The sequence below is a fragment of the Rhizobium sp. CC-YZS058 genome, from assembly GCF_034720595.1.
GTDB lineage: Bacteria > Pseudomonadota > Alphaproteobacteria > Rhizobiales > Rhizobiaceae > Ferranicluibacter.
In genome coordinates, this window is sequence record NZ_JAYESJ010000001.1 from 2,096,938 (window position 1) to 2,120,288 (window position 23,351).

The window sequence follows — 23,351 nt, forward strand, 5'->3', positions numbered from 1 at the left end:
CCGCTCAGATTACACCGAAGCCAGCCTCGTCACAACAGCCGTCGATAGAACCTGGTGTCGACCGCCATGCGGGGGAAGACCTCAGGCAGGTCATGGGCGGCGATCGCCTCGAAACCATGTTTCTCGTAGAACCGATGGGCGGCAAGGAAACGATCCGTCGTTCCGAGGACGATCGTGGTCAGATCATGCGCTGATGCGTGCGCGAGAAGCGTGTCGAGGAGGGATGTGGCAATGCCATGGTCCCGGCCGCGCCATCCCGCGGCCACGAACATCTTCCGCAACGCCCCCACCCCGCCTCCCAGATCCTTGAGCGCGATGGTGCCGAGGATTGTCCCGTCGATCTCCGCGACCCAGAACTGGCCGGCGCCCTGACGGTAGAATGGGTCGAGGTTGAAAAGATCCGGCTGGTCTGCGGCCGAAATCTCGATCCCGAACTCCTCGCGCTGGATCGGCAGGATCAGCGCGAGGATGGCGTCTGCCTCATCGGCTCTGGCCGGGCGGATGCGCGGCTCGGCCCGAGGCTCAGACAAGGCGGCCCTGCTCCACCGCCGCTTCGATGAAGCTTGAGAACAGCGGATGCGGATCGAGGGGACGCGATTTCAGCTCCGGGTGGTACTGCACGCCAATGAACCAGGGATGGTCGGGATATTCCACCGTTTCCGGCAGCACGCCATCCGGCGACATGCCGGAGAAGACGAGGCCGCACTGCTCCAGCCGATCCTTGTAATCGACATTGACCTCATAGCGGTGGCGATGGCGCTCGGAAATGTCGCTGGAGCCATAGATTTCGGCGATCTTCGTGCCCTTCTTCAGGGCCGCCTTGTAGGCGCCGAGCCGCATGGTTCCGCCAAGGTCGCCGGCCGCCGAGCGTTTCTCCAGCGCGTTGCCCTTGATCCACTCGGTCATGAGGCCCACGACCGGCTCGCTTGTCGGGCCGAATTCGGTGGACGATGCCTGTTCGATGCCGGCTAGATTGCGCGCCGCCTCGACGACCGCCATCTGCATGCCGAAGCAGATGCCGAAATAGGGCACCTTTCGCTCGCGGGCAAACCGCGCCGCCAGGATCTTGCCCTCCGAGCCGCGCTCGCCGAAGCCGCCGGGAACGAGAATGCCGTTGACCTTTTCGAGCCAGGGAGCCGGATCCTCCTTCTCGAAGATCTCCGACTCGATCCATTCGAGCTTCACCTTCACCCGATTGGCGATCCCGCCGTGGTAAAGCGCTTCGATCAGCGACTTATAGGCGTCCTTCAGGCCGGTATATTTGCCGACGATCGCGATCGTGACCTCGCCCTCCGGCGTGCGGATGCGGTCGAAAACGTTTTCCCAATTCTCCAGCCGCGGCTTCGGCGCCGGCTCGATGCCGAAGGCGGCCAGCACTTCCGAGTCGAGGCCTTCCTTGTGATAGGCGATCGGCACGTCGTAGATGGACTGGACGTCGAGCGCCTGGATGACCGCCGAAGCGCGGACATTGCAGAACAGCGACAGCTTGCGCCGCTCAGCTTCGGGGATCTCGCGATCGGCGCGCACCAGCAGAATGTCCGGATGAATGCCGAGCGCCTGCAGTTCCTTGACCGAATGCTGCGTCGGCTTGGTCTTCAATTCCCCGGCAGCCGGGATATAGGGCATCAGCGTCAGATGGACGTAGACAGCCGTGTTGCGGGGCAGATCGTTGCCAAGCTGGCGGATCGCCTCCATGAAGGGCATGGCCTCGATGTCGCCGACCGTGCCGCCAATCTCGCAGATCACGAAATCATAGTCGTCATTGCCTTCGGTGACGAAGGCCTTGATCTCGTTGGTGACGTGCGGGATCACCTGAACGGTGGCGCCGAGATAGTCGCCGCGCCGTTCCTTGTCGATGATGTTCTTGTAGATCCGCCCGGTGGTGATGTTGTCCGTTCGGGTCGCCGAGCGGCCGGTGAAGCGCTCGTAGTGACCGAGATCGAGATCGGTCTCCGCACCGTCGTCGGTCACGAAGACTTCGCCGTGCTGGGTCGGGCTCATCGTGCCGGGATCGACGTTGAGATAGGGGTCGAGTTTGCGAAGCCGCACCCGGTAACCCCGAGCCTGCAGCAACGCGCCGAGAGCGGCTGCGGCAATCCCCTTACCAAGGGAAGAAACCACGCCGCCGGTGATGAAGACATATCGCGCCATGGGCTTGACCGGATACCTTCTTGGAAACGATTCCGCCACCCAAAAATTCGCCCGCGCCCGGTTTTCCCGGTCGGTTCGCTGAGAGTACGGACACAAATGAAAACCGGCGGGAGTTTTCGTCCCGCCGGTCGGTTCAGTTCAGGAGCGGCTTACTGCCCGCTCGGGACCTGCGTTCCGGTTGCCGGAGGCGTGGCAGGTGCGGCCCCCGAGGCGGGTGCCGAATCGGTGGTCGGAGCGGCAGGCGTGGAAGCCGCCGGGGCGGCCGGCGTCGAAGCCGGAGCTTCGGTGGCCGGAGCCTGCGTGGCCGGTGCCGAAGGTGCCGGTGCATCCGCTGCCGGAGCCTGGGCAGCCGGCGCGGCCGGGGCATCGCCCGCCGGAGCGGCGGGCGCCTGCTGGGCCGGGGCGGACGGGATCTCGGTGGCCGGAGCCTGGCCGTTGGTCTGGTTGGCCGGAGGCGTCGTCGCCTCGCCGCCGCCAAGCGAATCCAGGACGCCATTGCCGTTGTTCGTCGTGCCGGGGATTCGGTCGAGAACGCTGGTCGGGCTCGGCTGGTAGCGCGCATAGATGCCCATGGCCAGCGCCAGGATGAAGAACAGAGCGGCCAGGATGGCGGTGGTGCGGGTCAGCGCATTGGCCGTGCCGCGGGCGGACATGAAGCCCGAGCCGCCGCCGATGCCGAGACCGCCGCCTTCGGAACGCTGGATCAGCACGACGCCAATCAGCGCCAGCACGACCATGAGATAGATGACAAGCAATACGGTCTGCATAGGTCCAGTCCTGCCTCAGCCACGCGCCGGAACCGGCCGAGCGCGGCCGCGGCCGCGTTTCGTCGGCCGCGCCTGCGCAGCTCAAATTTCGGTTTCGGGGCTCACTACACCAAGCCGCCCGCTATTCCAAGCCCCGCGCGCAAGGCACGGGGTTTTCGCCCTGCCCTCAGGCAAGCAGTGTTTCATAGGACCGATAGATGGCGAGGAAATCCTCCGCCTTCAAGCTCGCCCCGCCGATCAGGGCGCCATCGACATTGGCGATCGCCATCAGGTCCGCAGCATTGCCCGGCTTCACCGATCCGCCATAGAGGATACGGATCGACTTGCCTTCGCTGCTGAAGCGCGCGATCAGCTCGGCCCGCAGGAAGGCATGCGCCTCCTCGACATCGGCAGCGGAGGGTGTGAGCCCGGTGCCGATCGCCCAGACCGGCTCGTAGGCGATCACGACGCGTGCCGCCGTTGCGCCATCCGGCACCGAGTCGCGCAGCTGTCGCTCCAGCACGTCCAGGGTCTGGCCCGCCTTGCGCTCGTCCCCCGTCTCGCCGATGCAGATGATCGCCGCCACGTCGGCAGCCAGGGCGGCCTCCGCCTTGGCGCGCACCAGCGCATCGCTTTCCGCATGGTCGGTGCGCCGCTCGGAATGGCCGACGATGACATAGGTGCCGAAGCAGTCCGCGATCATCTCGGCGGAAATGTCACCGGTATGCGCGCCGGATATGGCGGTGTGGCAGTCCTGGGCGCCGATCGCCAGCGGGCTTTCCGTCACCACCGCAGTCGCGACATAGAGCAGCGTTGCGGGCGGGCAGATCAGGCTCTCCACCTTGTCCGACAGCGGCCCCTTGACCCCCTCGCCGATCGCCTTCAGCTGATCCAGCGAGGCGCGCAGCCCGTTCATCTTCCAATTGCCTGCCACGAGCGGGCGCACATCCGGGGTCATTCAGCCTCTCCTCCCAAACCATCAAGCCATTCGACTAACAAATCGCGGTGACGGTGGGAAGCAGTGTTCGCAAGCGCGTGAAGAGCCTGCTTTCGGTTTCCCGAAGGGCAGGCAATCGGCGTCAGGCAGCGGTTGAAACGCTGAGCTCGATATGCAATCCGGCAACCGCGGCTAGGTTGACGAGACTGTCGAGGCTAAACTGCGTAATCTTCCCGTCCATCAGATCCGAGACCCGCGCCTCAGACAGCCCGAGATTGTCCGCCGCTTCGGCCGGCGTCCAGCGCTTCGCCTTGAGATGCTCCTCGAGAGCCTGCATGATCGTCGCCCGGAACTTCATGTTTTCGACTGCGGGAGCGGAGTCTTCGATCGCATCCCACACACTGGAAAAGCTCTGCCTCATCGTTTGTCCGCCTCCCTTCTCAGCTGCAGATACCGCTTCGCGGCGAGTTCGAGATCCCGACGTGCCGTCTTCTCCGTCTTCTTCTCAAAGCAGTGAAGCACGAAAACGGCGTCGGGGAAATGCGCGACATAGAGGACGCGAAAGGCTCCTGCGAGGTCGCGGATGCGGATCTCGCGCACACCCCGCCCGATCGACGGCATCGGCTTCCAGTCCGAGGGATCGGCGCCCTTCTGCACCTTGTCGAGCTGGTAACCGGCCTCCCTCCGCGCATCGTTGGGAAAGCGACGAAGTCCGTCCAAGGCATCGCCAAGAAAGATGATCGGCTTCATTGGGACGGTATATGAGACATTCTCAATACACCACAAGCAAAAAAGGCCGAACCCCTCCTCCGGGTCCGGCCTTTCCGTCCTCGCTCCCAAGGGCGTGCGTCCTCAGCCCATCTGGCTGCCGACGAAGTCTTTCACGATGCGGACGATGCCGCGGCCAAGCAGGTCGTCCAGCGCATCGACGAACTGGTCGACATGGTGGCGCTCGCAGATGAGCGGCGGCTCCAGGCGGATGACGTTGCGGTTGTACTCCGTAAAGGCGACGAGCGTGTTGTAATCACGCAGCAGCAAGGCGCCGATAAAGCCGGACAGCGAGCCCTTCAGCTTGTCGTCGAGCATCGCGACGACCGGACGCAGCACCATCGGCAGCGTCTGGCTGAAATCCTGGAACTCGAGGCCGACCATGAGCCCCTGCCCGCGGACGTCCTTGATGATCTTCGGATACTTCGCACGCAGCGCCTCCAGGCGCTCCAGCAGGTAGTCGCCCTGGACGGCCGCGTTTTCGATCAGGTCCTCGTCATACATGACATTGAGGGCCTCGATTGCGGTGACGCAGGCCTCGCCCATGCCGCCGAAGGTCGCCATGGCGTGAATCATCGCCGTCTTCGGCGTGCCATAGGCCTTCATGTAGATCTCGCGCCGCGCGATCATCGCGCCCACCGCCGCCTTGCCGCCGCCGAGCGACTTGGCGAGCGCGGTGATGTCGGGCACGACATTCTCATGCTCGAAGGCGAAGAAGCGGCCCGAGCGGCCATAGCCGCACTGCACTTCATCGGCCACCCAGATGACACCGTAGCGGTCGCAGAGCGCGCGCAGCTCCTTCCAGAAACCATCGGGGGCACGGATGATGCCGCCGCCGCCCTGGATGGTTTCGAGCACGATCGACCCGATCTGCGGATCGGCGCGGAAGGCGGCCTCGATCGCCTGCAGATCGCCGAACGGCACGCGCACCGTATTGCCGGAGACGGCAAAGTCGGCGCGGTAGAGCTGGCCATCGGTGATGTTCAGCACGCCCTTCGTCTTGCCGTGGAAGGAATTCTCGGCGTAGACGACCTTCGGCCGCTTCGGCCCCGCCGCCCGCTCCGCAAGCTTCATCGCCGCTTCCATGACCTCGGAGCCGGAGGAGCCGAGGAAGACCATGTCGAGGTCGCCCGGCGCGATGGTTGCGAGGTTCTTGGCGAAGGCCGCCGCATATTGCGACATGAAGGCGATGGCGATCTCGTGGCGCTTCTCATCCTGGAAGGCCTTGCGGGCCGCCACGATGCGGGGATGGTTATGACCGAAGGCGAGCGAGCCGAAACCGCCGAAGAAGTCGAGGATCTTCCGCCCGTTCTGGTCGGTGTAATACATCCCCTCCGCGCTCTCGACCTTGACCTTGTGGAAGCCGAGCAGCTTCATGAAATGCAGCTGGCCGGGGTTCACGTGGTCTTTGAAGAGGGTCGTCATCTCCGGAACGGTCAGCGCCTTGGCGTCGTCGACGGTGAGGAGCTTCGGCTTCGGCAGGGCCGGCGGCGGGCTGTCGAGGGACGGCGCATCGAGAACGACGCGGGCGGGCTTATCGAGCATGATGATTCCCTCTTTCCTTATTCGGCCGGCACGGCGGCGGGAGTGGCATAAGCGCCCCTGGTCTTCTTGGCGCGGTATTCGTCGTAGGCAGCGATCAGCATGGCGCCGTCATTGTATTGCGGCCGCCAGCCGAGCTCGCGCTTCAGCTTGCCGGTTTCCCGCACGCACATCTCATCGGCGATGAGATATTGCTCGGGATCCATGATCGGCAGGTTGATCGCATCGAAGGCGGCGAGTGTGGCCTTGACGGCAAAGCCCGGCGTCGGGATGAGGATCGACTTTGAGCCTGCATGCTGGATGAGGCCGCCGAGCAGCTGGCGTACGGAGGGCGGGTTGTCGGAGCCGAGATTGTATTCCGCATTCGGCACGCCGCCCTTCCAGGCAAGACGCGCGGCCTCGGCGCAATCGAAGACCGAGATGAACTGGTAAGGCGCCTTGCCGGAGCCGATCATCGGCACAGGCAGATTGGCATCGATCAGCTTGAACAGCTTTTCGAGAATGCCGAGCCGGCCGGGACCGATGATGAGGCGCGGGCGGAAGATCGAGATGTTCAGCCCGTGCTTGCGCCATTCATAGGCGAGCTCTTCGGTCGCGAGCTTGGACTTGCCATACTCGCCGAGCGGCTTGGCCGGATGATCCTCGGTCTGCGGCGATTGCACGGTGTGGCCGTAGATCATGTCGGTGGTGAACTGCACCAGCCGGCTGGCGCCGGCCGCGGCCGTCGCCTTCATGATGTTCTCTGCGCCATAATAATTGACCGGCCAGAAGAACTGCCAGCGCTTGGAGCGGATCTGCAGCGGCGAGAGCATCTTGGCCGCCATGTTGTAGACCATGTCGTCCGGGCCGATCGAGACCTTGGCGACCTGGGCGGGGTCGGTCACATCGCAGTGGACGAAGGCGACACGGCCGTAATGCGGCAGGTCGGACTTGACGATGTCGGCGACGAGAACCTCTTCGCCTTCATTGACCAGGCGTTCGGCAAGGTGGCGGCCGACGAAACCATCGCCACCGAAGATCACATGTTTCATGTCGGGCTCCCGATTTGAGCAGTGTTGGCATGGGCGGCGTCGAGGGGGGCGGGCGCATCCGCCGGGCCGCGGCCCGACTGGGCGATCAGCACCGTGCCGACGCAGATGAAGGCGATGCCGGCGATGCGCCAGCTGTTGATGTCCTCGCGAAAGACGAAGTAGGCGATGACCGCGACCACGACATAGGCGAGCGACAGGAAGGGATAGGCGAAGGACAGCTCGACCTTGGAGAGGACGAAAAGATGCGAGGCCATGGAGATGGCGAAGGTGGCAAGGCCGGCAAAGACCCACGGATTGAACAGGATCTGGAAGATCCGGGCGATCAGCGTCTCACCGGTAAAGCTCAGCGGACCGAGCGACATCATGCCCTGCTTCAGCATCAGCTGAGCGGCGGCGTTGGTCGCCACGGTGAACAAAATGAAAGGGATGTACTTCATCGACTGGTCCTCTTTTCACGTCACCGTCTCTATCAAGCAGAGTCCAAAATTCCGTGAAACGCATTGATTTCTTTGATTCAAATTTTATGCATTCTCATTTTTCGACAGCGAGCGCGGTGCGCGTCCAGAAATTCGAAACCATGGCGGGGTCGCGCAGCGCCTCCAGGTTCCTGTAGTTCGGGAAGGAGGCCACGAAGGTCTCGGGCCGCATGCGGGCATCCTTGTAGGGGTTGATCGCCCCACCGGCCTCAAGGACGATCGCGTCCAGCGCATCGAGAAGCTTCAGGGTCTGTTCACCCTGGTTGGCGAAATCGAGCGTCAAGGTGAAACCGGGCCGCGCAAAGGACAGGAGGCCACGTGGCGCAAGGCTGCCGAAGCGCTTCAGCACGGTGAGGAACGAGGCGTGGCCGGCCCTGCGTGCCGTCTCCATCAGCCGGACGACGATGTCGGGAGCATGCGCTTCCGGAAAGACGCTCTGGTGCTGGTAGAGGCCGTTGGGGCCATAGAGGCGGTTCCAGTCGGCGACCGCGTCGAGTGGGTAGAAATAGCCCGGCCATTTGACGGTCTCGACCGTCTCGCCCGCCTTTGCCTTGCGCAGATAGGCGGCGTTGAACGCCGTCAGGGTCAATCGGTTGAGCAGATTGACCGGCGGCGAAAAGGGGACGCCGAGAGTGAGGCCTCGCGGCAAGTCGGGAAACTCGCAGGAGCCGTCGGCATGGTCGCCGGCCAGCAGGATCCCCCGGCCCGTCTTGCGGCCGCGGGCCAGCTGGTCGATCCAGGCGACCGAATATTCGTGCTCGCCATCCACCCGGTCGATCATGGCGAAGTAGTCGTCGAGCGTATTGAAACGGATCGCGTGCTGCTGCACATGCGGCGACGGCACCTTCATCAAGGTGAGCTCGACGGTCAGCACCAGGCCGGTCAGCCCCATCCCCCCGATCGTGGCGGCAAAGAGCGCGGCATTCTCGCTCGGCGAGCAGGTGAGCAGATCGCCGGACGAGCGCAGCAGTGTGAAGCGCCTGACATGATGGCCGAAGGTCCCGCGGGCATGGTGGTTCTTGCCATGGACATCATTGGCGAGCGCGCCGCCGACGGTCACGAAGGCGGTGCCGGGCGTGACCGGCAGGAAGAAGCGATGCGGGATCGCCCGCTCCAGAACCTCCCGCAGCGTCACGCCCGCCTCGCACAGGATCACGCCGGTGCCGGGATCGAAGGAGAGGATGCGGGCGCGCGGGCGCACCTCGATCAGGGCCCCGCGGTCGTTGTGGCAGCTGTCGCCATAGGAGCGGCCATTGCCATAGGGCAGGAAGCTGCCCTCGCCGATCGCCCGCGCCCCCTCGCCTGATCCGCCGGCCGCGACCGCGCCTTCATAGGCCTCGACGCTGATGGCTGGGTGGAACCCGCTGGTCAACCGGCCCCAGCTTGGATGTGTGGAGGCTGCCATCAGTGACCGATCGCCCCGACGACGACGAGGCAGGCCCCGATCGCCATGGTCAGCAGGCTGCGCCAGTCGCGCATGATGAACACGACCGGATCCTCGTGCAGCTTGGAGCGGCGGGCGAGCATCCAGATGCGCAGCAGAAGATAGAGCACGAGCGGGCAGAGCGGCCAGAGCGCCCAGGGCTGGGCATACATCTCCATCATTTCCTTGCTCTGGATATAGAGCGCAAGGACGAGAGCGGCGGCAAAGGCGGCCGACACGCCGGCCTGTCCGACCATTTCGAAATCCACCGGCACATAGCCGCGCCCGGGAACGGCGGTTCCATCGAGACCGCCATGCTCGTCCAGTTCGACATAGCGCTTCACCAGCGCCAGGCTGAGGAAGAAGAAGATCGAGAAGGCGAGCAGCCAGAAGGAGAGCTCGGTATCGGTGGCTGCAGAGCCGGCGGCGATGCGCACCGTGTAAAGCCCGGCCAGGGTAAAGACGTCGATCAGCAGCTTGCGCTTGAGCACGAAGGTATAGGCCGTGGTCGTCGCGGCATAGAGCGCCAGCACGCCCATGAACTCGATCGGCATGGTCAGCGTCAGCGACAGCGAGGCAAGCAGCAGGGCCGCGGCCAGAGCGAGCCCGACCGGCACCGACATCTTGCCGCTCGCCAGCGGCCGGTTCCGCTTCTTCGGGTGACGGCGGTCGTTGGTCAGGTCCGAGAGATCGTTGATGACATAGACGGCGCTGGCGAGGAACGAGAAGGCGAAGAAGGCAACCACGGTGTTGATCAGCGCATCCATGTGCAGGATGTCGTGGTTCAAAACCATCGGCACGCCGATCAGCACGTTCTTGGCCCATTGATGGACGCGGATCGACTTCAGCGGCGTCAACGGGCTGACCGGGCCGGTGTCGAGTCGTTCGGCATCATGGCTGCGGCGCCAGGCCTCGGCCGCGCCATCCGGTGCGACGACGATCGCGCGGCGCGCGGCGTCGAAGGCCGGAATGTCGTCGCGGCTGTTGCCCATATAGTCGAAGCCGCCCTCCCCGAACCGGGCGACCAAGGCTGCGCGCTTGGAAGAGTGGGTGAGGTTCAGATCCTTCGACGAATGGATGACGCCATCGAAGACGCCGGCATGGTCCGCAACGCCGAGTGCCACCTTTTCGGCGGCACCGGTCACGAGAAGGATCGGCCGGCCCGTCTGCTTCTCCACCTGGAGCCGTGCCAGCACCGCTTCGCGATAGGGCCAGTCGCGGGCCTCGCGGCCCGAACGCGCGGCGACCTCGTGCTTGAGCCGGGCCTTGCCGCACAGCGCCCAGTAGATCATGGCGACGATCATGAACGGATTGCGGAAGAGGACGACGGCCGCCCCCTCCCAAAGCGTGTCGGCCGCAAGCAACGTGCCGTCGAGATCGACACAGAGCGGAATATGCCGGCTATCTGTACGCGCATCCATGAAAGGTAAACCCCGCTTGAACAGTTGCGGGGGAGACTGGCAGAGGACGCTTTCCGAAATCCAAACGCGCCTTGTCCACCGGGCGCCAAAGTCGAACCCTGGTTAAAGCCAGACGAATGCGATCGTTCAACTTGATCGCATCATGATCCAGTTCAGCGCAGCGCGCCAATCCGTCATACGGACCGGGGTGCCGTGCGATCCGGTCTCGAACAGCACGAACCGGGTCGGGTAGTTCCTGGCCTTCAATTGCCGGTAGAGCTCGGCCTGGTCGGTGGCGGCATAGGTCTTGTCGGCGCTGCCATGGCTGAAGAACATCGGCAGGCGGGCCTTGAAGGCGGCACTCTTCAAGAAGTTCGGATCGGTGGCGCCGCCCATGATCATCATGCCCGCAAGATGCGAGACCGCCTCGGCATTCCGCGTCACGCCCCAGCAGAGAAAGCTGCCCATCGATGCGCAGGACAGGACGATCGGACGGCCGGGCGACCGCCGGGCGCTTTCGGCGATCAGGGCCGCGATGTCGCCGACCCCATCCATGTCGAAGCTGCGCGCGCTTGGGGCGTAGTAGACACCGCCATTCTCGACGGCGAGGTTCTTCAGCCGGTTGAAATTGCCGCCGAAGGAATAGTCGTTTGCGCCGAGCCGCCGGTCGCCGCCGCGCCCATGGATGAAGATGACCGTGAAGGCCGCTCCATCCGCCTGCCCCGCCCGAAACACGTCGAGGCTCCGCCCGCCGAGCTGCAGGGTCTCGTTGGCCTGCTGCCGCTTGACGCCGAGCGAGACATAGGCGCGCTTGACGCGCCGCTCCGGCACGTCGTCACGCCCGTTGATGTCGCGCATCTCCTGATAGTCGATCACGCTCCAGTCGCCGCCATCCTTCTCCTCCAGCACGGGGCCATAGGCGAACAGCTCGTCCTTGAACGGCTTGAGGGTCAACGCGGCTGCGGGACCGGAAACGAAAGATGCAACGAGGGCCGCTGCGGCGGCAAGGCGGAAAAAGCGGGCCATGGGCGAGAATTTGTTCCCTTTTTGATCTCAAGGGCGCTTCGGCCCTTCCGCCGGGAGCAGTGCGGCGCTATGAAGGACCACCATTCCGGCGCGGTTCAACATCTCGTGGACCGGAATCGCGCCCCTTTCACGACCAGACGTTTGACGGAAGAGATGACCGACAGCAACGACCTTTTCTCCGATGAGCCGCCGAAGCGTCCCCGCCAGCCGGCACCGCAGAGCGGCAGCGGCACGCCAAAGCCCGAGCCTCGCCCGCGCGAAACCCCTGCCCCGCCGCCCTCGAAAGGCAAGGAAGCGGAGTATGACGCCTCCGCCATCGAGGTCCTCGAAGGGCTGGAGCCGGTGCGCCGCCGGCCCGGCATGTATATCGGCGGGACGGACGAGAAGGCGCTGCACCATCTCTTTGCCGAAGTCATCGACAATTCGATGGACGAGGCGGTGGCCGGCCATGCCAATTTCATCGACGTGCATCTGGATGCCGAAGGTTGCCTGACGGTGACCGACAATGGCCGCGGCATTCCGGTCGAGAACCATCCGAAGTTTCCGGGCAAGTCGACGCTCGAAGTCATCATGACCGTGCTGCATGCCGGCGGCAAGTTCGACAGCAAGGTCTACGAAACCTCCGGCGGCCTGCATGGCGTTGGCGTTTCGGTCGTCAATGCGCTGTCCGATCTGCTCGAGGTGGAGGTGGCGCGCAACCGCCGTCTTTTCCGCCAGCGCTTCTCGCGCGGCATTCCGCAGGGGGGGCTGGAGGAGCTGGGCGAGGTGCAGAACCGCCGCGGCACCCGCGTGCGCTTCCACCCCGATCCGGACATCTTCGGCGCCCATGCGAAGTTCGATCCGGCGCGCCTGTTCCGCATGGCGCGCTCCAAGGCCTATCTCTTCGGCGGCGTCGAAATCCGCTGGTCTTGCGATCCGAGCCTGGTCGAAGGCACGGAGACGCCGGACAAGGCGGTCTTCCACTTCCCCGGCGGCCTGAAGGACTATCTCAAGGCGACGATGGGCAGCGAGTTCACCGTGACCCGCGAGATCTTCGCCGGCAAGAGCGAAAAGTCCGGCGGCCACGGCTCGCTCGAATGGGCGGTGACCTGGTATGGGGGCGACTCGGTCGTCCACTCCTATTGCAACACCATTCCCACCCCGGAAGGCGGCACGCATGAGGCCGGCCTGCGCATTGCGCTGACCAAGGGTCTTAAGACCTATGCGGAGCTGACGCAGAACAAGCGCGCCGCGATCATCACCACCGATGACGTGATGATCTCGGCGGCGGGCATGTTGTCCGTCTTCATCCGCGAGCCGGAATTCGTTGGCCAGACCAAGGACAAGCTGGCGACCGTCGAGGCGCAGCGGATCGTCGAGAATGCGCTGCGGGATCCTTTCGACCACTTCCTGGCCGACAATCCGCAGGAGGCCGCCAAGCTGCTGGACTGGGTGATCGAGCGCGCGGACGAACGACTGCGGCGCCGCAAGGAGAAGGAAGTCAACCGCAAGAGCGCGGTCCGCAAGCTGCGCCTGCCCGGCAAGCTGGCCGATTGCGCGCAGAACACCGCCGATGGCGCCGAGCTCTTCATCGTCGAGGGCGATTCGGCCGGCGGCTCGGCCAAGCAGGCCCGCAACCGCGCCAACCAGGCGATTCTGCCGCTGCGCGGCAAGATCCTGAATGTGGCCAGCGCCGGCCGCGAGAAACTCGGGGCCAACCAGCAGCTCGCCGATCTCATCCAGGCACTCGGCTGCGGCACGCGCTCGAAATATCGCAGCGAGGACCTGCGCTACGAGCGGATCATCGTCATGACCGATGCCGATGTCGACGGTGCCCATATCGCCTCGCTGCTCATTACCTTCTTCTACCAGGAAATGCCGGACCTGATCCGCGACGGCCATCTCTTCCTCGCCGTGCCGCCGCTCTACCGCATCACGCAAGGGGCGAAGACGCTCTATGCCCGCGACGATGCGCACCGGGCGGAGCTGATGAAGAAGGAATTCAACGGCCGCGGCAAGGTCGAAATCGGCCGCTTCAAGGGCCTCGGCGAAATGATGCCGGCGCAGCTGAAGGATACGACGATGGATCCGAAGAACCGCACGCTCCTGAAGGTCGCCATCGACGAGGTCGATTTCGAGGGGACGCGCGATGCGGTCGACAATCTGATGGGCACGCGGCCGGATGCCCGCTTCCGCTTCATCCAGGAACGCGCCGCCTTCGCCGACAACCTCGATATCTGAAGGTGCCGAAAACGGGTTCGATCAGGGAAGGGCTGCGTGAGAGGGCGGCCCATTCTCGTTTCTCTTCAGCGGCTTGATCGATCACGTTCCGATATTGGATCCGGCAGCCGCTTCTCCATGAACAGGCTGAGCGGATCCGGCCCGTAAGGGCCGAAGGGCGGGATTTCGCGATAGCCGAAGGCGCGATAGAGACCAATCGCCTCCGGCTGGCGGATGCCGGTTTCGAGCCGGAGCACAGCGAGACCCCGTTCCACCGCCCGCGCCTCCACGCGGGTCAGCAAAGCGCGGCCTGCCTGCTTTCCACGCGCGCGGGCCTCGACGAAGAGCCGCTTGATCTCACCCGTTCCGTCGCCTGCAACGAGGAGCGCGCAGCAGCCGACGGCCCGCCCTTCCAGACGCGCCACGAAGAAGGAGACGGTTTCACCCTCGAGCGTGGCGAGATCGACCATATGGTTGCTCTCTGCGGGATAGAGCGCGGCGGCATAGCGATCCGACTGCTGCAGCAGTTTCTCGACCTCCGGCTGCCGCGGCGGCTCTTCCTGAATCAAGACAGACACTTGCACGCTCCTTCTCATTCCGTCTGGCAATTTCCGCTGATTGATTGACAGTTTGAGTCCTGCACCTGGTCCAAGTCTCTGACGCACAAGCGTTTCACCGACCACTGCGCCTTCGAGGGCCCGTGACAAATCGATACGAAGCGGCTTGCCGACCGCCTTAATTCCATGCCCGCTGTTGTCCTAGCCTGGAGAGAATCGAAGGAGACGCAGATGGTCAATGCCGCCCTCATTTTCATGACGATTCTCGGCTGTGACGACAGTGTCAGCCAGTGCCACTATATCAAGACCGTCAAGGGTGAGTGGGAGAGCGTGGCGGCCTGCGATCGGCAGTCGCAGACGCAGCTTCCCGCCATGAAGGACGCCCACTATCCCGTGGTCGTCGCCATGTGCGAGACGAGCGGCGACGCGCCGATCGCCTCTGCCGCCGGCCCGCTAGCGCCCAATGGCGCGATTGCCGCCCCGCCACCCTCCGCCGCTGTGGGGCCGAATGCAGAAAAGTCTGCTGCTGGGGGAAGCCCGCAGGCGCAGGCAGGTGTCACGCCCGCCATGCCTGCCGCCGGCATGACGGTCGAGCCGGCGCCTGCCCCGCCTCCGCCGCTGCCGCAGCGCGCCTATGCCCTATTGAAGGGAGCCCTGCCGGACGGCCAGAGGCTGAAGCGGGTCCTCACCGGACCGGTCCATTCGATCGGCCAGGGCTATTCCTGGATTGCACGCAAGGTCAGCTTCTAGTCCGCTCTGTCGCGGCGGGCTCGGCCACCCGTGCTCAGACCATCTTCTGCGCGACGAGGCTCGTTACTGTGTCGTGGATCATCTCGTCCTGCGGGCGCATCGTCCAGCCGAGCAGCCGCTCGGCCTTGGCGCTCGAAACCCGTGCATCGCGGCCAAGTTCCTTCGCGATCATGGCAAGGCCGGGATCGAAGCGGCTGGCAATTCGCGCCAGCCAGGTCGGCAGCACGATGCGCGGCACCTTGGCCGCCCGCTCCGGCTGAACCGCCTTCAGGGTGGCGGCAATCTCGGCCATGGAGAGCGGTCTGCCGGCAAGAATCAGGCGTTCGCCCCCGGAGGCGGGCGTGACTAGCGCCAGCCGGTGCGCCTCGGCCACATCCCGCACATCGACGGCCGGCACCGCGAAATCCGGCAGCGCCGGGTACTTGCCCGCAAGCAGGCTGCGCAGCACGCCGACCGAGGTTCCCACCGTCTGCCCGATCATCGGCCCGAGGATCATGCCGGGATTGAGCACCGTGAGGTCGAGCCTCTCCTGCGCCGCCAGTTCCCAGGCTGCCCGCTCGGCGAGCGTCTTGGATCGGTAATAGGGCGTTGCCAGCGGCCCGTCCGGGTCCGTCCAGTCGGTCTCGGCAAAGGGCGCCCGCCCGCTCCCGTAGCTGACCGCGGCAATCGAGGAGGTGAGCACGATGCGGCGGATACCGGCCTTCGCCGCGGCATGCAGCACGCGGCGCGTGCCTTCGACGGCCGGGCCCGTCACCTGCGCTTCATCCCGCGGGTTGCGCGCCGGAAAGGGCGAGGCCGTGTGGACCAGCGCCTCAGCCCCCTCGAAAGCCTCGGCCCAGCCGCGATCCTCCATCAGGTCCGCGGCGACGAGGCGAAGGCGCTCCACCGGCGCGCCCGCCGCTGCAAGGGCCGAACGGATTCCGTCCGCCTTGCGCAGGTCGCGCAGCGTTCCGGTCACGTCGTATCCGTGGCCGAGAAGGGTGAGCGCCACGTGGCGGCCGAGATAGCCGCCGATCCCCGTCAGGACCAGGCGCGCAGGCGAATGCAGGGCTTCGGTCATTTTCGGCTCCATCGAAGAACGCGGACCCACCCGAAGATGTGGCGCGGCGCGGTCAATCCAAGGCCCGCTCACCTGAGAGCACAGGTCAAATCCTGTGTTCGGTTTTTGGATTTGCAAATCGGATGGCGCCGAGCCGCGTTTCAGGCCGCTTCGCGGGTGCTCTGCAGCGCATAGTGGCGCACGCTGCGCCGCTCCTCGGCGATTGCCAGGCGTTCGACCAGTTCTGCCAGACCGGACGGCAGGGCCTGCGTGTCGGCGCTGTCCCGCAGGCGCAGCAGCAGCGCGGCGGCAATCGAGGCTGCAACCTCGCCGTCGCCTTTCCGGCTTTCGCGCCGGCGCATCAGCATGGCTTCGGCAAAGAGCGCGCTCACGTCCCGGCCGAGGCCGGCGCTTTCGTAGAGCGCACGCACCGCATGGACGCGGCCGTCGGAGAGGATCGACCGGACGCGCCGCTCGGCGAGGCCCGTCAGCACGACGAGGGCCGCGGCGGAAAAATCGATGCGCCCGAGGCAGAGCGCATGCAGAAGCAGGCTCGGGGTCAGGCGGTCCGTGGCGCGCAGCTCCTCGACGAGCGCCGGAATGTCGTCATGATCGGCGGTGGCGGCCATGTCGAGCGCGGCGGAGGCGCAAGCCTCGCGGGTGATGCGCAGCATCCGCGCCTCGCCCACGGTCTGCTGCACGAGGGACGTGGAGCGGAGCGCCGCGCCCACCTGCTCGGCCAGAAGCTGGCGGGCATCGGCCGGCAGGTCGGCGCGCGCCAGCAGCGCATCGCGCAGCGCCGGCCGGTCGCCCAGCCGCTCGCTCAGCCGTTTCAGGGTCCGCCGGGCTATCCGCGCGCTCGCGTTTTCCAGAAGAAGCAGGGCTTCGCCCTCACCACCAATCTCGGCAATGGCGGCCGAGACGGACCGGGAAAGGCCCTCCCGCACGGCGATGAAGGCCCGCAGCTCGCAGCTGCCGCGGGCAGCGAGTTCGATCAGGTCGTCCTCGAGGAGCGCGGGGGAGCGGGAGAGGATGGGAAAGGCGATTTCCGGCTGGTCTTCCGCGAGGCTCAACAGAAGCGCGCGCGGCACATGCGGGCATGGCGCGAGGGCCTCGGCCAGCGCCAGCCGCACCTTGGGAGAAGGATCATCGAGGAGGAAGGTCATGGCCATTTCGGCCGCCTGGCGATCGAGCGTCTCGCCGCTCGTTCCGGCATAGGCGGAGGCGAGCGTATGGGCTGCCTTGACACGATCGGACGTCCTGGCGCGCTCTACCCAGCGCAGAAAAGCCTGTATGATCACGTACGCCCCACTCGATAGCCCGATCAACCCGTAGAAAAACCCTATCAGCCAAAGGTTTACGATTGGTTCACCATGCTCCTTAACCCCCTTGCCGCTCCCCTCCTCCTTTGCCTCACGCCGGAGGCTGCCGCGCGCGCATCGGCCAGGGAGGATGTCATGCTGCTTCTCGATCTCACCCAGCATGAAGGCCCGGCGCCGCCGGACGGGTCCGCCTCCCCCGGCCTGCGGCTCGACCTCTCGCAGATCGACACGGAGGTGCCGGACGGTCTCGTCCAGCTGCTCGCGCCTTCGGTCATCCTCGTCAGCGGCCTGGAGGCGGCGGCCGATATGCAGCGGGCGGATGTGGCGCTTTCGGTCATTGAGGCGGAGAGCGGGCGGGCGGTGGGGTCGACCATCCTCATCGCCCATTGCGCGCACCCCTCGCTCTTTCTCGATCCCACGCGGTTCAGCGCCCTGTCCCGCCGGCTCGGTGGCCTCGTCTACGACGAACCGGCGCTGGCGCGCGCGCTCGGCCTGCCGGAGGCGGACGGCCGGGGCGCCCCGGCCGTCCTGCAGGCCGCACGCGCTCGCTGCGTGCTGCTCGCCGCCGATGCGCGGGTTCCTGCCTATCTGGCTCTTCCGGAGACGCTGGACGACCCCTCTGCGCTCGGCCGCCTCGACGCTGTTGCCAAGGCCGACGGTTTTGCCGGCCTCCTGTCTGCGCAGGACGCGCAGATGGCCGCATTGCGCGGGCATGCTTGAGCGTGCGTTCGCCAAGGTGGGAGCAATCGTGCTCCCGCCGACTTTGCTTTATCGCCCTGGCCGCATCATCTCGAAGACATCGCCGGCATCGCAATAGTCCATGTAGCCAAGTCGGCCCAGGGGGCGGACCATGGCCATGTCGAAGCGGCCATCGCGGATCGCCTCCTCGCGGATATGGATGCCGACCACCTCGGCGATGACGACGTGATTGTCCGACAGCGTGCCGGCGAGCGTCTTCGGCTGGAACAGCTCGGTCGCCCGGCATTCGAGCGCCGCATAGGCTTCGCCGACGAAGGGCGCCTCGATCAGCTGCCCCATGACCGGGGTCAGGCCGGCATGTGCAAATTCACTCTCCCCGTGCGGCAAGGGCTTGGAGCTCGTGTTCATCGGCTCGGCGAGAGCATGGCCGGCGACGCTGGCGGTAAAGACGCCGGTTTCCTCGATGTTGCGCACGGAATCCTTGCGGCCGGAGGAGGAGAACATCACCATCTTCGGCACGTCGCTGATGGCGGTGAAGAAGCTATAGGGCGCAAGGTTGAACCGCCCGTCGGCCGCCCGCGTGCCGATCCAGCCGATCGGCCGCGGCGCGACGATCGCCTTGAACGGATCATGCGCCAGGCCATGGCGGTTCTCGCGGGTCTCGTAGAACATCAGGCCGCTCCGCCCTGCCCGGCGCCCTGGTCCGGCATGCCGATATAGGTGACGATCTCGTCGAGGTTCGGACGCGGCCGCTCGGTCGGCGGCAGTTGCGGCATGCCGATATGGATGAAGCCCGCCACCTTTTCACCCGGCTTGATGCCGAGCAGCGGAAAAGCCCGCTCGTCGAAGGCATACCATTCGGTCAGCCAGTTGGAGCAATAGCCGAAGGCATTGGCCGCCATGAGCAGATTGAGGCAGACCGCGCCCGCCGACATGACCTGCTCCCACTCCGGCACCTTAAAATGCGGCGCGGCGGTGCTGATGACCGCTATCACCAGCGGCGCCCGCGTCAGCCGGGTTTCCTCCACCTTGATCATCTCCTCCGACAGCGCCGGATTGGCGGCCAGCGCAAGCGCCTTCAGGCCGGCGGAGATGCGGGCCCGCTCCTCGCCGCGATAAACGATGAAGCGCCAGGGCGCGAGCTTGCCATGGTCCGGCACGCGGGAGGCGAGCGTCAGGATCTCGCGGATTTCCGCCTCGTCTGGCCCCGGACCGGTCATCTGGAAGGCGGGAATGGAGCGTCGCGTGGCGAGATAGTCGCGCAGGCTGATTTCGGTTTTCATGAAGGTCCGTTTTCTCTAAGTTCGCGGCGGGCTCGCGCATCCGTGCGCGCCGCGGAGGAACATCAGCAGGCCACGAAATTGCCATACCGGCCCCTCAAGTGGAACCACCTTCAGAGGAAGTCAACCATCGTCATGCGTAACCCAGCCGGCCTCCTTGTCCTGCTTCTCGCCACAGCGCCGGCGCTGGCCTTCGCCCAGGCGAAGGACGATCCGTTCAAAAGCTTCCCGACGGTGTCCCAGCCCCAGAAGATGCCGAAGCTGAACAGCTTCAGCCCGACGCTGCCGGGCGCTTCGACCTCGGGGCCGACGGTGCGCGACGTGCGGCTCGACGCGCTCTTGAAGGAAAAGGGCGGCCCGGTCGAACAGGGGCTGATCTGGCGGGTCTTCAGCCCGATCCCCGGTTCCGACGGCAAGCTGCCGCTGGTCGCCACCGCGCAAGGCGGCTCGGCGAGCTTTCAGCTCGTCCCCGGCGAATATTTCGTCAACGTCGCCTTCGGCCGGGCCGGCGCCACGCGCAAGATTCGCGTGCCCGAAAGCGGCGCTATCGACCGCCAGTCGCTGATTCTCGATGCCGGCGGTGTCATGCTCAACGCCGTGTCCGGCAACGACATGCGCATTCCGCGCGGCGAACTCTCCTTCTCGATCTTCTCCTCCGACGTGAAGGAGGATGGCGAGCGGGCGCTGGTGGTCGCCGATGTGAAGCCGGAAACGGTCGTGCGGCTGAACAGCGGCACCTATCACGTCGTCTCCAACTACGGCTCGGTCAACGCGGTCATCCGCGCCGACATTCAGGTGGAAGCCGGCAAGCTGACGGAGGCGACGATCCAGCACCGCGCCGCCAAGCTCACCTTGAAGCTCGTCTCCGAACCCGGCGGTGAGGCGATCGCCGACACCGCCTGGTCGATCCTCACCTCCTCCGGCGACGTCGTCTCCGAATCCGTCGGCGCCTTCCCGACGCTCGTGCTCGCCGAAGGCGAATATACCGCCATCGCCCGCAACAACGAAAAGATCTACCAACGCAACTTCACCGTCAGCGCCGGGGTGAACACCGATGTCGAGGTGCTGCTGAGCGACTCGGCCCCCACCGCCCAGGCAGCGGCGAATGCGAATGCGCAGGATTGATTTCGGCCGTCAACGCAGACTGGCGCGAAGTGAGGAACTCGGAGCAGATCAACCACCGTCAAGATACAAGAAAGCCGGCCGCTCAAGAAACTGAGCCGCCGGCTTTACTTGTGTCGTACCCGTCTCAGGCCGCCGAACGTGCCGCCTTCGCCGCCGCCTTGCGCTTGAGATCCGGCGGTGTGGCCTCGTCCACGAGGGCGGCGATTGCGTGGTCAAGCGACATCGGCGTCTGCGCCTGGGACCCTAAGCGGCGGATGTTGACGGAGCGTTCTTCGGCTTCGCGCTTGCCGAGCACGATGATGACCGGCACCTTGGTCACCGAGTGTTCGCGGACCTTGTAGTTGATCTTCTCGTTGCGGAAGTCGGTGTCCACCGTCAGGCCCGCCTCGCGCAGAAGCTCCGCCACTTCCTCGCCATAGGCGTCGGCCTCGGAGGTGATGGTGGCGACCACCACCTGCAGCGGCGAGACCCAGAGCGGCATGTGGCCGGCGAAGTTCTCGATCAGAATGCCGAGGAAGCGCTCCATCGAGCCGCAGATGGCGCGATGGATCATCACCGGCTTGGTCTTCTCTGAATTGCTGTCGATATAGAAGGCGCCGAAGCGTTCCGGCAGGTTGAAATCGACCTGCGTGGTGCCGCACTGCCATTCGCGGCCGATCGCGTCCTTCAGCGTATATTCGAACTTCGGCCCGTAGAAGGCGCCCTCGCCCGGCAGGATGCCGGTCTTGATGCGCCCGCCCGACTGCTCTTCGATGGTCTTTAGGACCTCCATCATCACGCTCTCGGCGCGGTCCCAGAGCTCGTCCGAGCCGACCCGCTTCTCCGGCCGGGTGGAGAGCTTGACGACGATCTCGTCGAAGCCGAAGTCCTGGTAGACGGAGAGGATGAGGTCGTTGATGCGCAGGCATTCTGCGGCCATCTGCTCGTCGGTGCAGAAGACATGCGCATCGTCCTGCGTGAAGCCGCGCACGCGCATCAGGCCGTGGAGCGCGCCGGAGGGCTCGTAGCGGTGCACAGTGCCGAATTCCGCAAGCCGGATCGGCAGTTCGCGGTAGGACTTCAAGCCGTGCTTGAAGATCTGCACATGGCCCGGGCAGTTCATGGGCTTCAGCGCGAAGACGCGATCGTCATCGGTCTCGTCGCCGGCAACCGTCACCTTGAACATGTTGTCGCGGTACCAGCCCCAGTGGCCGGAAGTTTCCCAGAGCGATTTGTCGAGCACCTGGGGGGCGTTGACCTCCTGATAGGTGCCGGACAGCCGCCGGCGCATATAGGAGACCAGCGTCTGGAACATGCGCCAGCCCTTGCCGTGCCAGAAGACGACGCCCGGCCCTTCCTCCTGGAAATGGAACAGGTCCATCTCGCGGCCGAGGCGGCGGTGGTCGCGCTTCTCGGCTTCCGCCAAGATGGTAAGATAGCGGTCGAGATCCTCCTGGCTCTGCCAGGCGGTGCCGTAGATGCGGGTCAGCATCGGGTTGCTGCTGTCGCCGCGCCAATAGGCGCCGGCCACCTTCATCAGCTTGAAGGCCGTACCGATCTGCCCCGTCGAGGCCATATGCGGGCCACGGCAGAGGTCGAACCAGTCGCCCTGGTAGTAAATCTTCAGGTCCTGGCCTTCGGGGATCGCATCGACCAGCTCGACCTTGTAGCTCTCGCCCTTGTCGGCAAAGACCTGGCGTGCCTTGTCGCGCGACCAGACTTCGCGGGTGAACGGCTTGTTGCGTTGAATGATCTCCTTCATCCGCTTCTCGATCTTCGGCAGATCGTCGGGCGTGAAGGGCTCGTTCTTGGCAAAATCGTAATAGAAGCCGTTCTCGATCACCGGCCCGATGGTGACCTGCGTGCCGGGCCAGAGCTCCTGCACGGCCTCGGCCATCACATGGGCGGCGTCGTGGCGGATCAGTTCGAGCGCGCGGGCGTCCTCGCGGGTGACGATCTCGATCCGGCCGGTCTCGACCGGTTCGGAGAGATCGCGCAGCGTGCCATCGAGCGCGATGGCGACGGCCTTCTTGGCGAGCGACTTGGAAATGGCTTCCGCCACATCGCGACCGGTCGAGCCGGCGGGATAATCGCGAACCGAGCCATCGGGAAACGTCAGAGAAACAGTGGACATCGAAAACCTCCGATCCAGTCCCGCCAACGAATGCGGGTGGTGTGGGAAAACCGGGACGGCCCGGCATGTGCGCGGGCGGGTATAAGGGGAAAACGGGGCAATGGGAAGGGTGAGGCGGTGGAGGGAGACGGCAAGGTCCAGCTTGAGTCCAGCCCCGGAGGTGCTACCTTCAATCAAATTAAACGAAGTCTCCGCCATGCCGAAGCAACCGAAGTCACAGCACGCCAGAGTCGATGTCGATCACGAACGTCTGGAGTCCCAGGGTTCGGAGCCGAAGGGAATCCGCGTTTCCGGTGTCCGCCTTCCTGGCTTTAGGCTGGAAGCGCAGCGGCAGTCGGCAGCGGTGGCGAAGAGCCGCGAGGCGGGCGAGGATCAGTCTTTCGTCGATGCCGTTTCTGACCGGGATTGGATGTGAGGCGCGGCGAGATCTGGACTGTCTCAGGCGGTCCCGACTATGCGGGCAAGCCGCGACCAGTGGTCATCGTTCAAGACGATGCCTTCGACGGAACGCTCTCCATCACCCTCTGCGGTTTTACCTCGGACCCGACGGAGGCTCCCCTTTTCAGGCTTCTCATCGAGCCCAGCGCGGTCAATGGGCTGAAGGCGCCGTCGCGCGTGATGGTCGACAAGATCACCACCGTGCCGAAAGTCAAAATCGGGAAACGGGTCGGACGTCTCGACCCGGAAGATCTGCAGAGGCTGAACACAGGCATCTTGGTGTTTCTCGGGCTGGCCGGAGAGTCCCCGCAAGCGGGGTGACCAGACCC

Annotated in this window: 24 protein-coding genes; 6 read left to right on the plus strand and 18 right to left on the minus strand. The window is 65.2% G+C overall.

The window, feature by feature from the left end; genetic code table 11:
* Positions 1-29 precede the first annotated feature (29 nt).
* From U8330_RS09975 to U8330_RS10030, 12 genes are all read right to left on the minus strand, one after another.
* Entirely contained in the window at positions 30-530 is a 501-nt protein-coding gene (locus U8330_RS09975; RefSeq protein ID WP_323105099.1) for a GNAT family N-acetyltransferase, read from the minus strand.
* On the minus strand, positions 523-2,151 hold the full coding sequence (locus tag U8330_RS09980; protein WP_323105101.1) for a CTP synthase: 1,629 nt from the start codon (positions 2,149-2,151) through the stop codon (positions 523-525). Before U8330_RS09980 ends, U8330_RS09975 begins: the two co-directional genes overlap by 8 nt.
* Positions 2,152-2,300: 149 nt before the next feature.
* A complete protein-coding gene (secG, locus tag U8330_RS09985) occupies positions 2,301-2,918 on the minus strand; it encodes a preprotein translocase subunit SecG (protein WP_323105103.1) in 618 nt (205 codons plus the stop codon).
* Between the two features lie 166 nt (positions 2,919-3,084).
* Positions 3,085-3,855: a triose-phosphate isomerase gene (gene tpiA, locus U8330_RS09990; protein WP_323105105.1), complete on the minus strand. Its 771-nt coding sequence runs from the start codon at positions 3,853-3,855 to the stop codon at positions 3,085-3,087.
* Between the two features lie 121 nt (positions 3,856-3,976).
* Complete coding sequence (locus U8330_RS09995) at positions 3,977-4,255, minus strand: helix-turn-helix domain-containing protein (protein ID WP_323105106.1); 279 nt, start codon at positions 4,253-4,255, stop codon at positions 3,977-3,979.
* Positions 4,252-4,584: a type II toxin-antitoxin system RelE/ParE family toxin gene (locus U8330_RS10000; RefSeq protein ID WP_323107249.1), complete on the minus strand. Its 333-nt coding sequence runs from the start codon at positions 4,582-4,584 to the stop codon at positions 4,252-4,254. Before U8330_RS10000 ends, U8330_RS09995 begins: the two co-directional genes overlap by 4 nt.
* A 102-nt stretch (positions 4,585-4,686) precedes the next feature.
* Positions 4,687-6,147 (minus strand): aspartate aminotransferase family protein, encoded by a 1,461-nt coding sequence (locus U8330_RS10005; RefSeq protein WP_323105108.1) that lies wholly within the window; start codon positions 6,145-6,147, stop codon positions 4,687-4,689.
* A 17-nt stretch (positions 6,148-6,164) separates the two neighbouring features.
* Entirely contained in the window at positions 6,165-7,175 is a 1,011-nt protein-coding gene (locus U8330_RS10010) for an NAD(P)-dependent oxidoreductase (RefSeq protein WP_323105110.1), read from the minus strand.
* Positions 7,172-7,612 (minus strand): transporter, encoded by a 441-nt coding sequence (locus tag U8330_RS10015; RefSeq protein WP_323105112.1) that lies wholly within the window; start codon positions 7,610-7,612, stop codon positions 7,172-7,174. Before U8330_RS10015 ends, U8330_RS10010 begins: the two co-directional genes overlap by 4 nt.
* A 94-nt stretch (positions 7,613-7,706) precedes the next feature.
* Positions 7,707-9,056, minus strand: coding sequence for an FAD-binding oxidoreductase (locus tag U8330_RS10020; protein ID WP_323105114.1), 1,350 nt, complete (start codon positions 9,054-9,056; stop codon positions 7,707-7,709).
* Positions 9,056-10,495, minus strand: a complete 1,440-nt coding sequence (locus tag U8330_RS10025; RefSeq protein ID WP_323105115.1) for a UbiA family prenyltransferase — start codon at positions 10,493-10,495, stop codon at positions 9,056-9,058. Before U8330_RS10025 ends, U8330_RS10020 begins: the two co-directional genes overlap by 1 nt.
* Positions 10,496-10,621: 126 nt before the next feature.
* Positions 10,622-11,500, minus strand: a complete 879-nt coding sequence (locus U8330_RS10030) for an alpha/beta hydrolase (protein WP_323105116.1) — start codon at positions 11,498-11,500, stop codon at positions 10,622-10,624.
* Between the two features lie 153 nt (positions 11,501-11,653).
* Here U8330_RS10030 and parE point away from each other — a divergent pair, with 153 nt between their 5' ends.
* Positions 11,654-13,720, plus strand: a complete 2,067-nt coding sequence (parE, locus tag U8330_RS10035) for a DNA topoisomerase IV subunit B (protein ID WP_323105118.1) — start codon at positions 11,654-11,656, stop codon at positions 13,718-13,720.
* Between the two features lie 65 nt (positions 13,721-13,785).
* Here the strand turns inward: parE and U8330_RS10040 are convergent, their stop codons facing one another.
* Positions 13,786-14,295, minus strand: a complete 510-nt coding sequence (locus tag U8330_RS10040; protein WP_323105120.1) for a GNAT family N-acetyltransferase — start codon at positions 14,293-14,295, stop codon at positions 13,786-13,788.
* 192 nt (positions 14,296-14,487) lie between these two features.
* Here U8330_RS10040 and U8330_RS10045 point away from each other — a divergent pair, with 192 nt between their 5' ends.
* A complete protein-coding gene (locus tag U8330_RS10045) occupies positions 14,488-15,006 on the plus strand; it encodes a hypothetical protein (protein WP_323105121.1) in 519 nt (172 codons plus the stop codon).
* Positions 15,007-15,040: 34 nt separating this feature from the next.
* Here U8330_RS10045 and U8330_RS10050 read toward each other — a convergent pair whose 3' ends face one another.
* On the minus strand, positions 15,041-16,066 hold the full coding sequence (locus tag U8330_RS10050; protein ID WP_323105122.1) for an NAD-dependent epimerase/dehydratase family protein: 1,026 nt from the start codon (positions 16,064-16,066) through the stop codon (positions 15,041-15,043).
* Between the two features lie 140 nt (positions 16,067-16,206).
* Positions 16,207-17,346, minus strand: coding sequence for a DUF2336 domain-containing protein (locus U8330_RS10055; RefSeq protein ID WP_323105123.1), 1,140 nt, complete (start codon positions 17,344-17,346; stop codon positions 16,207-16,209).
* A 156-nt stretch (positions 17,347-17,502) separates the two neighbouring features.
* Between U8330_RS10055 and U8330_RS10060 the strand changes: the two genes are divergently transcribed.
* Positions 17,503-18,087, plus strand: a complete 585-nt coding sequence (locus U8330_RS10060) for a hypothetical protein (protein ID WP_323105124.1) — start codon at positions 17,503-17,505, stop codon at positions 18,085-18,087.
* 48 nt (positions 18,088-18,135) lie between these two features.
* On the opposite strand, the gene U8330_RS10065 is transcribed toward U8330_RS10060, so the two are convergent.
* Both U8330_RS10065 and U8330_RS10070 read right to left on the minus strand, forming a co-directional pair.
* The gene (locus tag U8330_RS10065) at positions 18,136-18,738 is read right to left on the minus strand and encodes a flavin reductase family protein (RefSeq protein WP_323105125.1); all 603 of its coding nucleotides are present in this window, start codon (positions 18,736-18,738) and stop codon (positions 18,136-18,138) included.
* Positions 18,738-19,349 (minus strand): nitroreductase, encoded by a 612-nt coding sequence (locus U8330_RS10070; protein ID WP_323105126.1) that lies wholly within the window; start codon positions 19,347-19,349, stop codon positions 18,738-18,740. The genes U8330_RS10065 and U8330_RS10070 overlap by 1 nt, the downstream gene beginning before the upstream one ends.
* A 132-nt stretch (positions 19,350-19,481) precedes the next feature.
* On the opposite strand from U8330_RS10070, the gene U8330_RS10075 reads away from it, so the two are divergent.
* Positions 19,482-20,471 (plus strand): hypothetical protein, encoded by a 990-nt coding sequence (locus U8330_RS10075; protein WP_323105128.1) that lies wholly within the window; start codon positions 19,482-19,484, stop codon positions 20,469-20,471.
* Positions 20,472-20,595: 124 nt separating this feature from the next.
* On the opposite strand, the gene thrS is transcribed toward U8330_RS10075, so the two are convergent.
* Positions 20,596-22,584, minus strand: coding sequence for a threonine--tRNA ligase (gene thrS / locus U8330_RS10080; protein WP_323105130.1), 1,989 nt, complete (start codon positions 22,582-22,584; stop codon positions 20,596-20,598).
* A gap of 196 nt (positions 22,585-22,780) precedes the next feature.
* On the opposite strand from thrS, the gene U8330_RS10085 reads away from it, so the two are divergent.
* Both U8330_RS10085 and U8330_RS10090 read left to right on the plus strand, forming a co-directional pair.
* Positions 22,781-22,999, plus strand: a complete 219-nt coding sequence (locus U8330_RS10085; RefSeq protein ID WP_323105131.1) for an antitoxin MazE-like protein — start codon at positions 22,781-22,783, stop codon at positions 22,997-22,999.
* Entirely contained in the window at positions 22,996-23,343 is a 348-nt protein-coding gene (locus tag U8330_RS10090) for a type II toxin-antitoxin system PemK/MazF family toxin (RefSeq protein ID WP_323105133.1), read from the plus strand. The genes U8330_RS10085 and U8330_RS10090 overlap by 4 nt, the downstream gene beginning before the upstream one ends.
* The last annotated feature ends 8 nt before the right edge of the window (positions 23,344-23,351 follow it).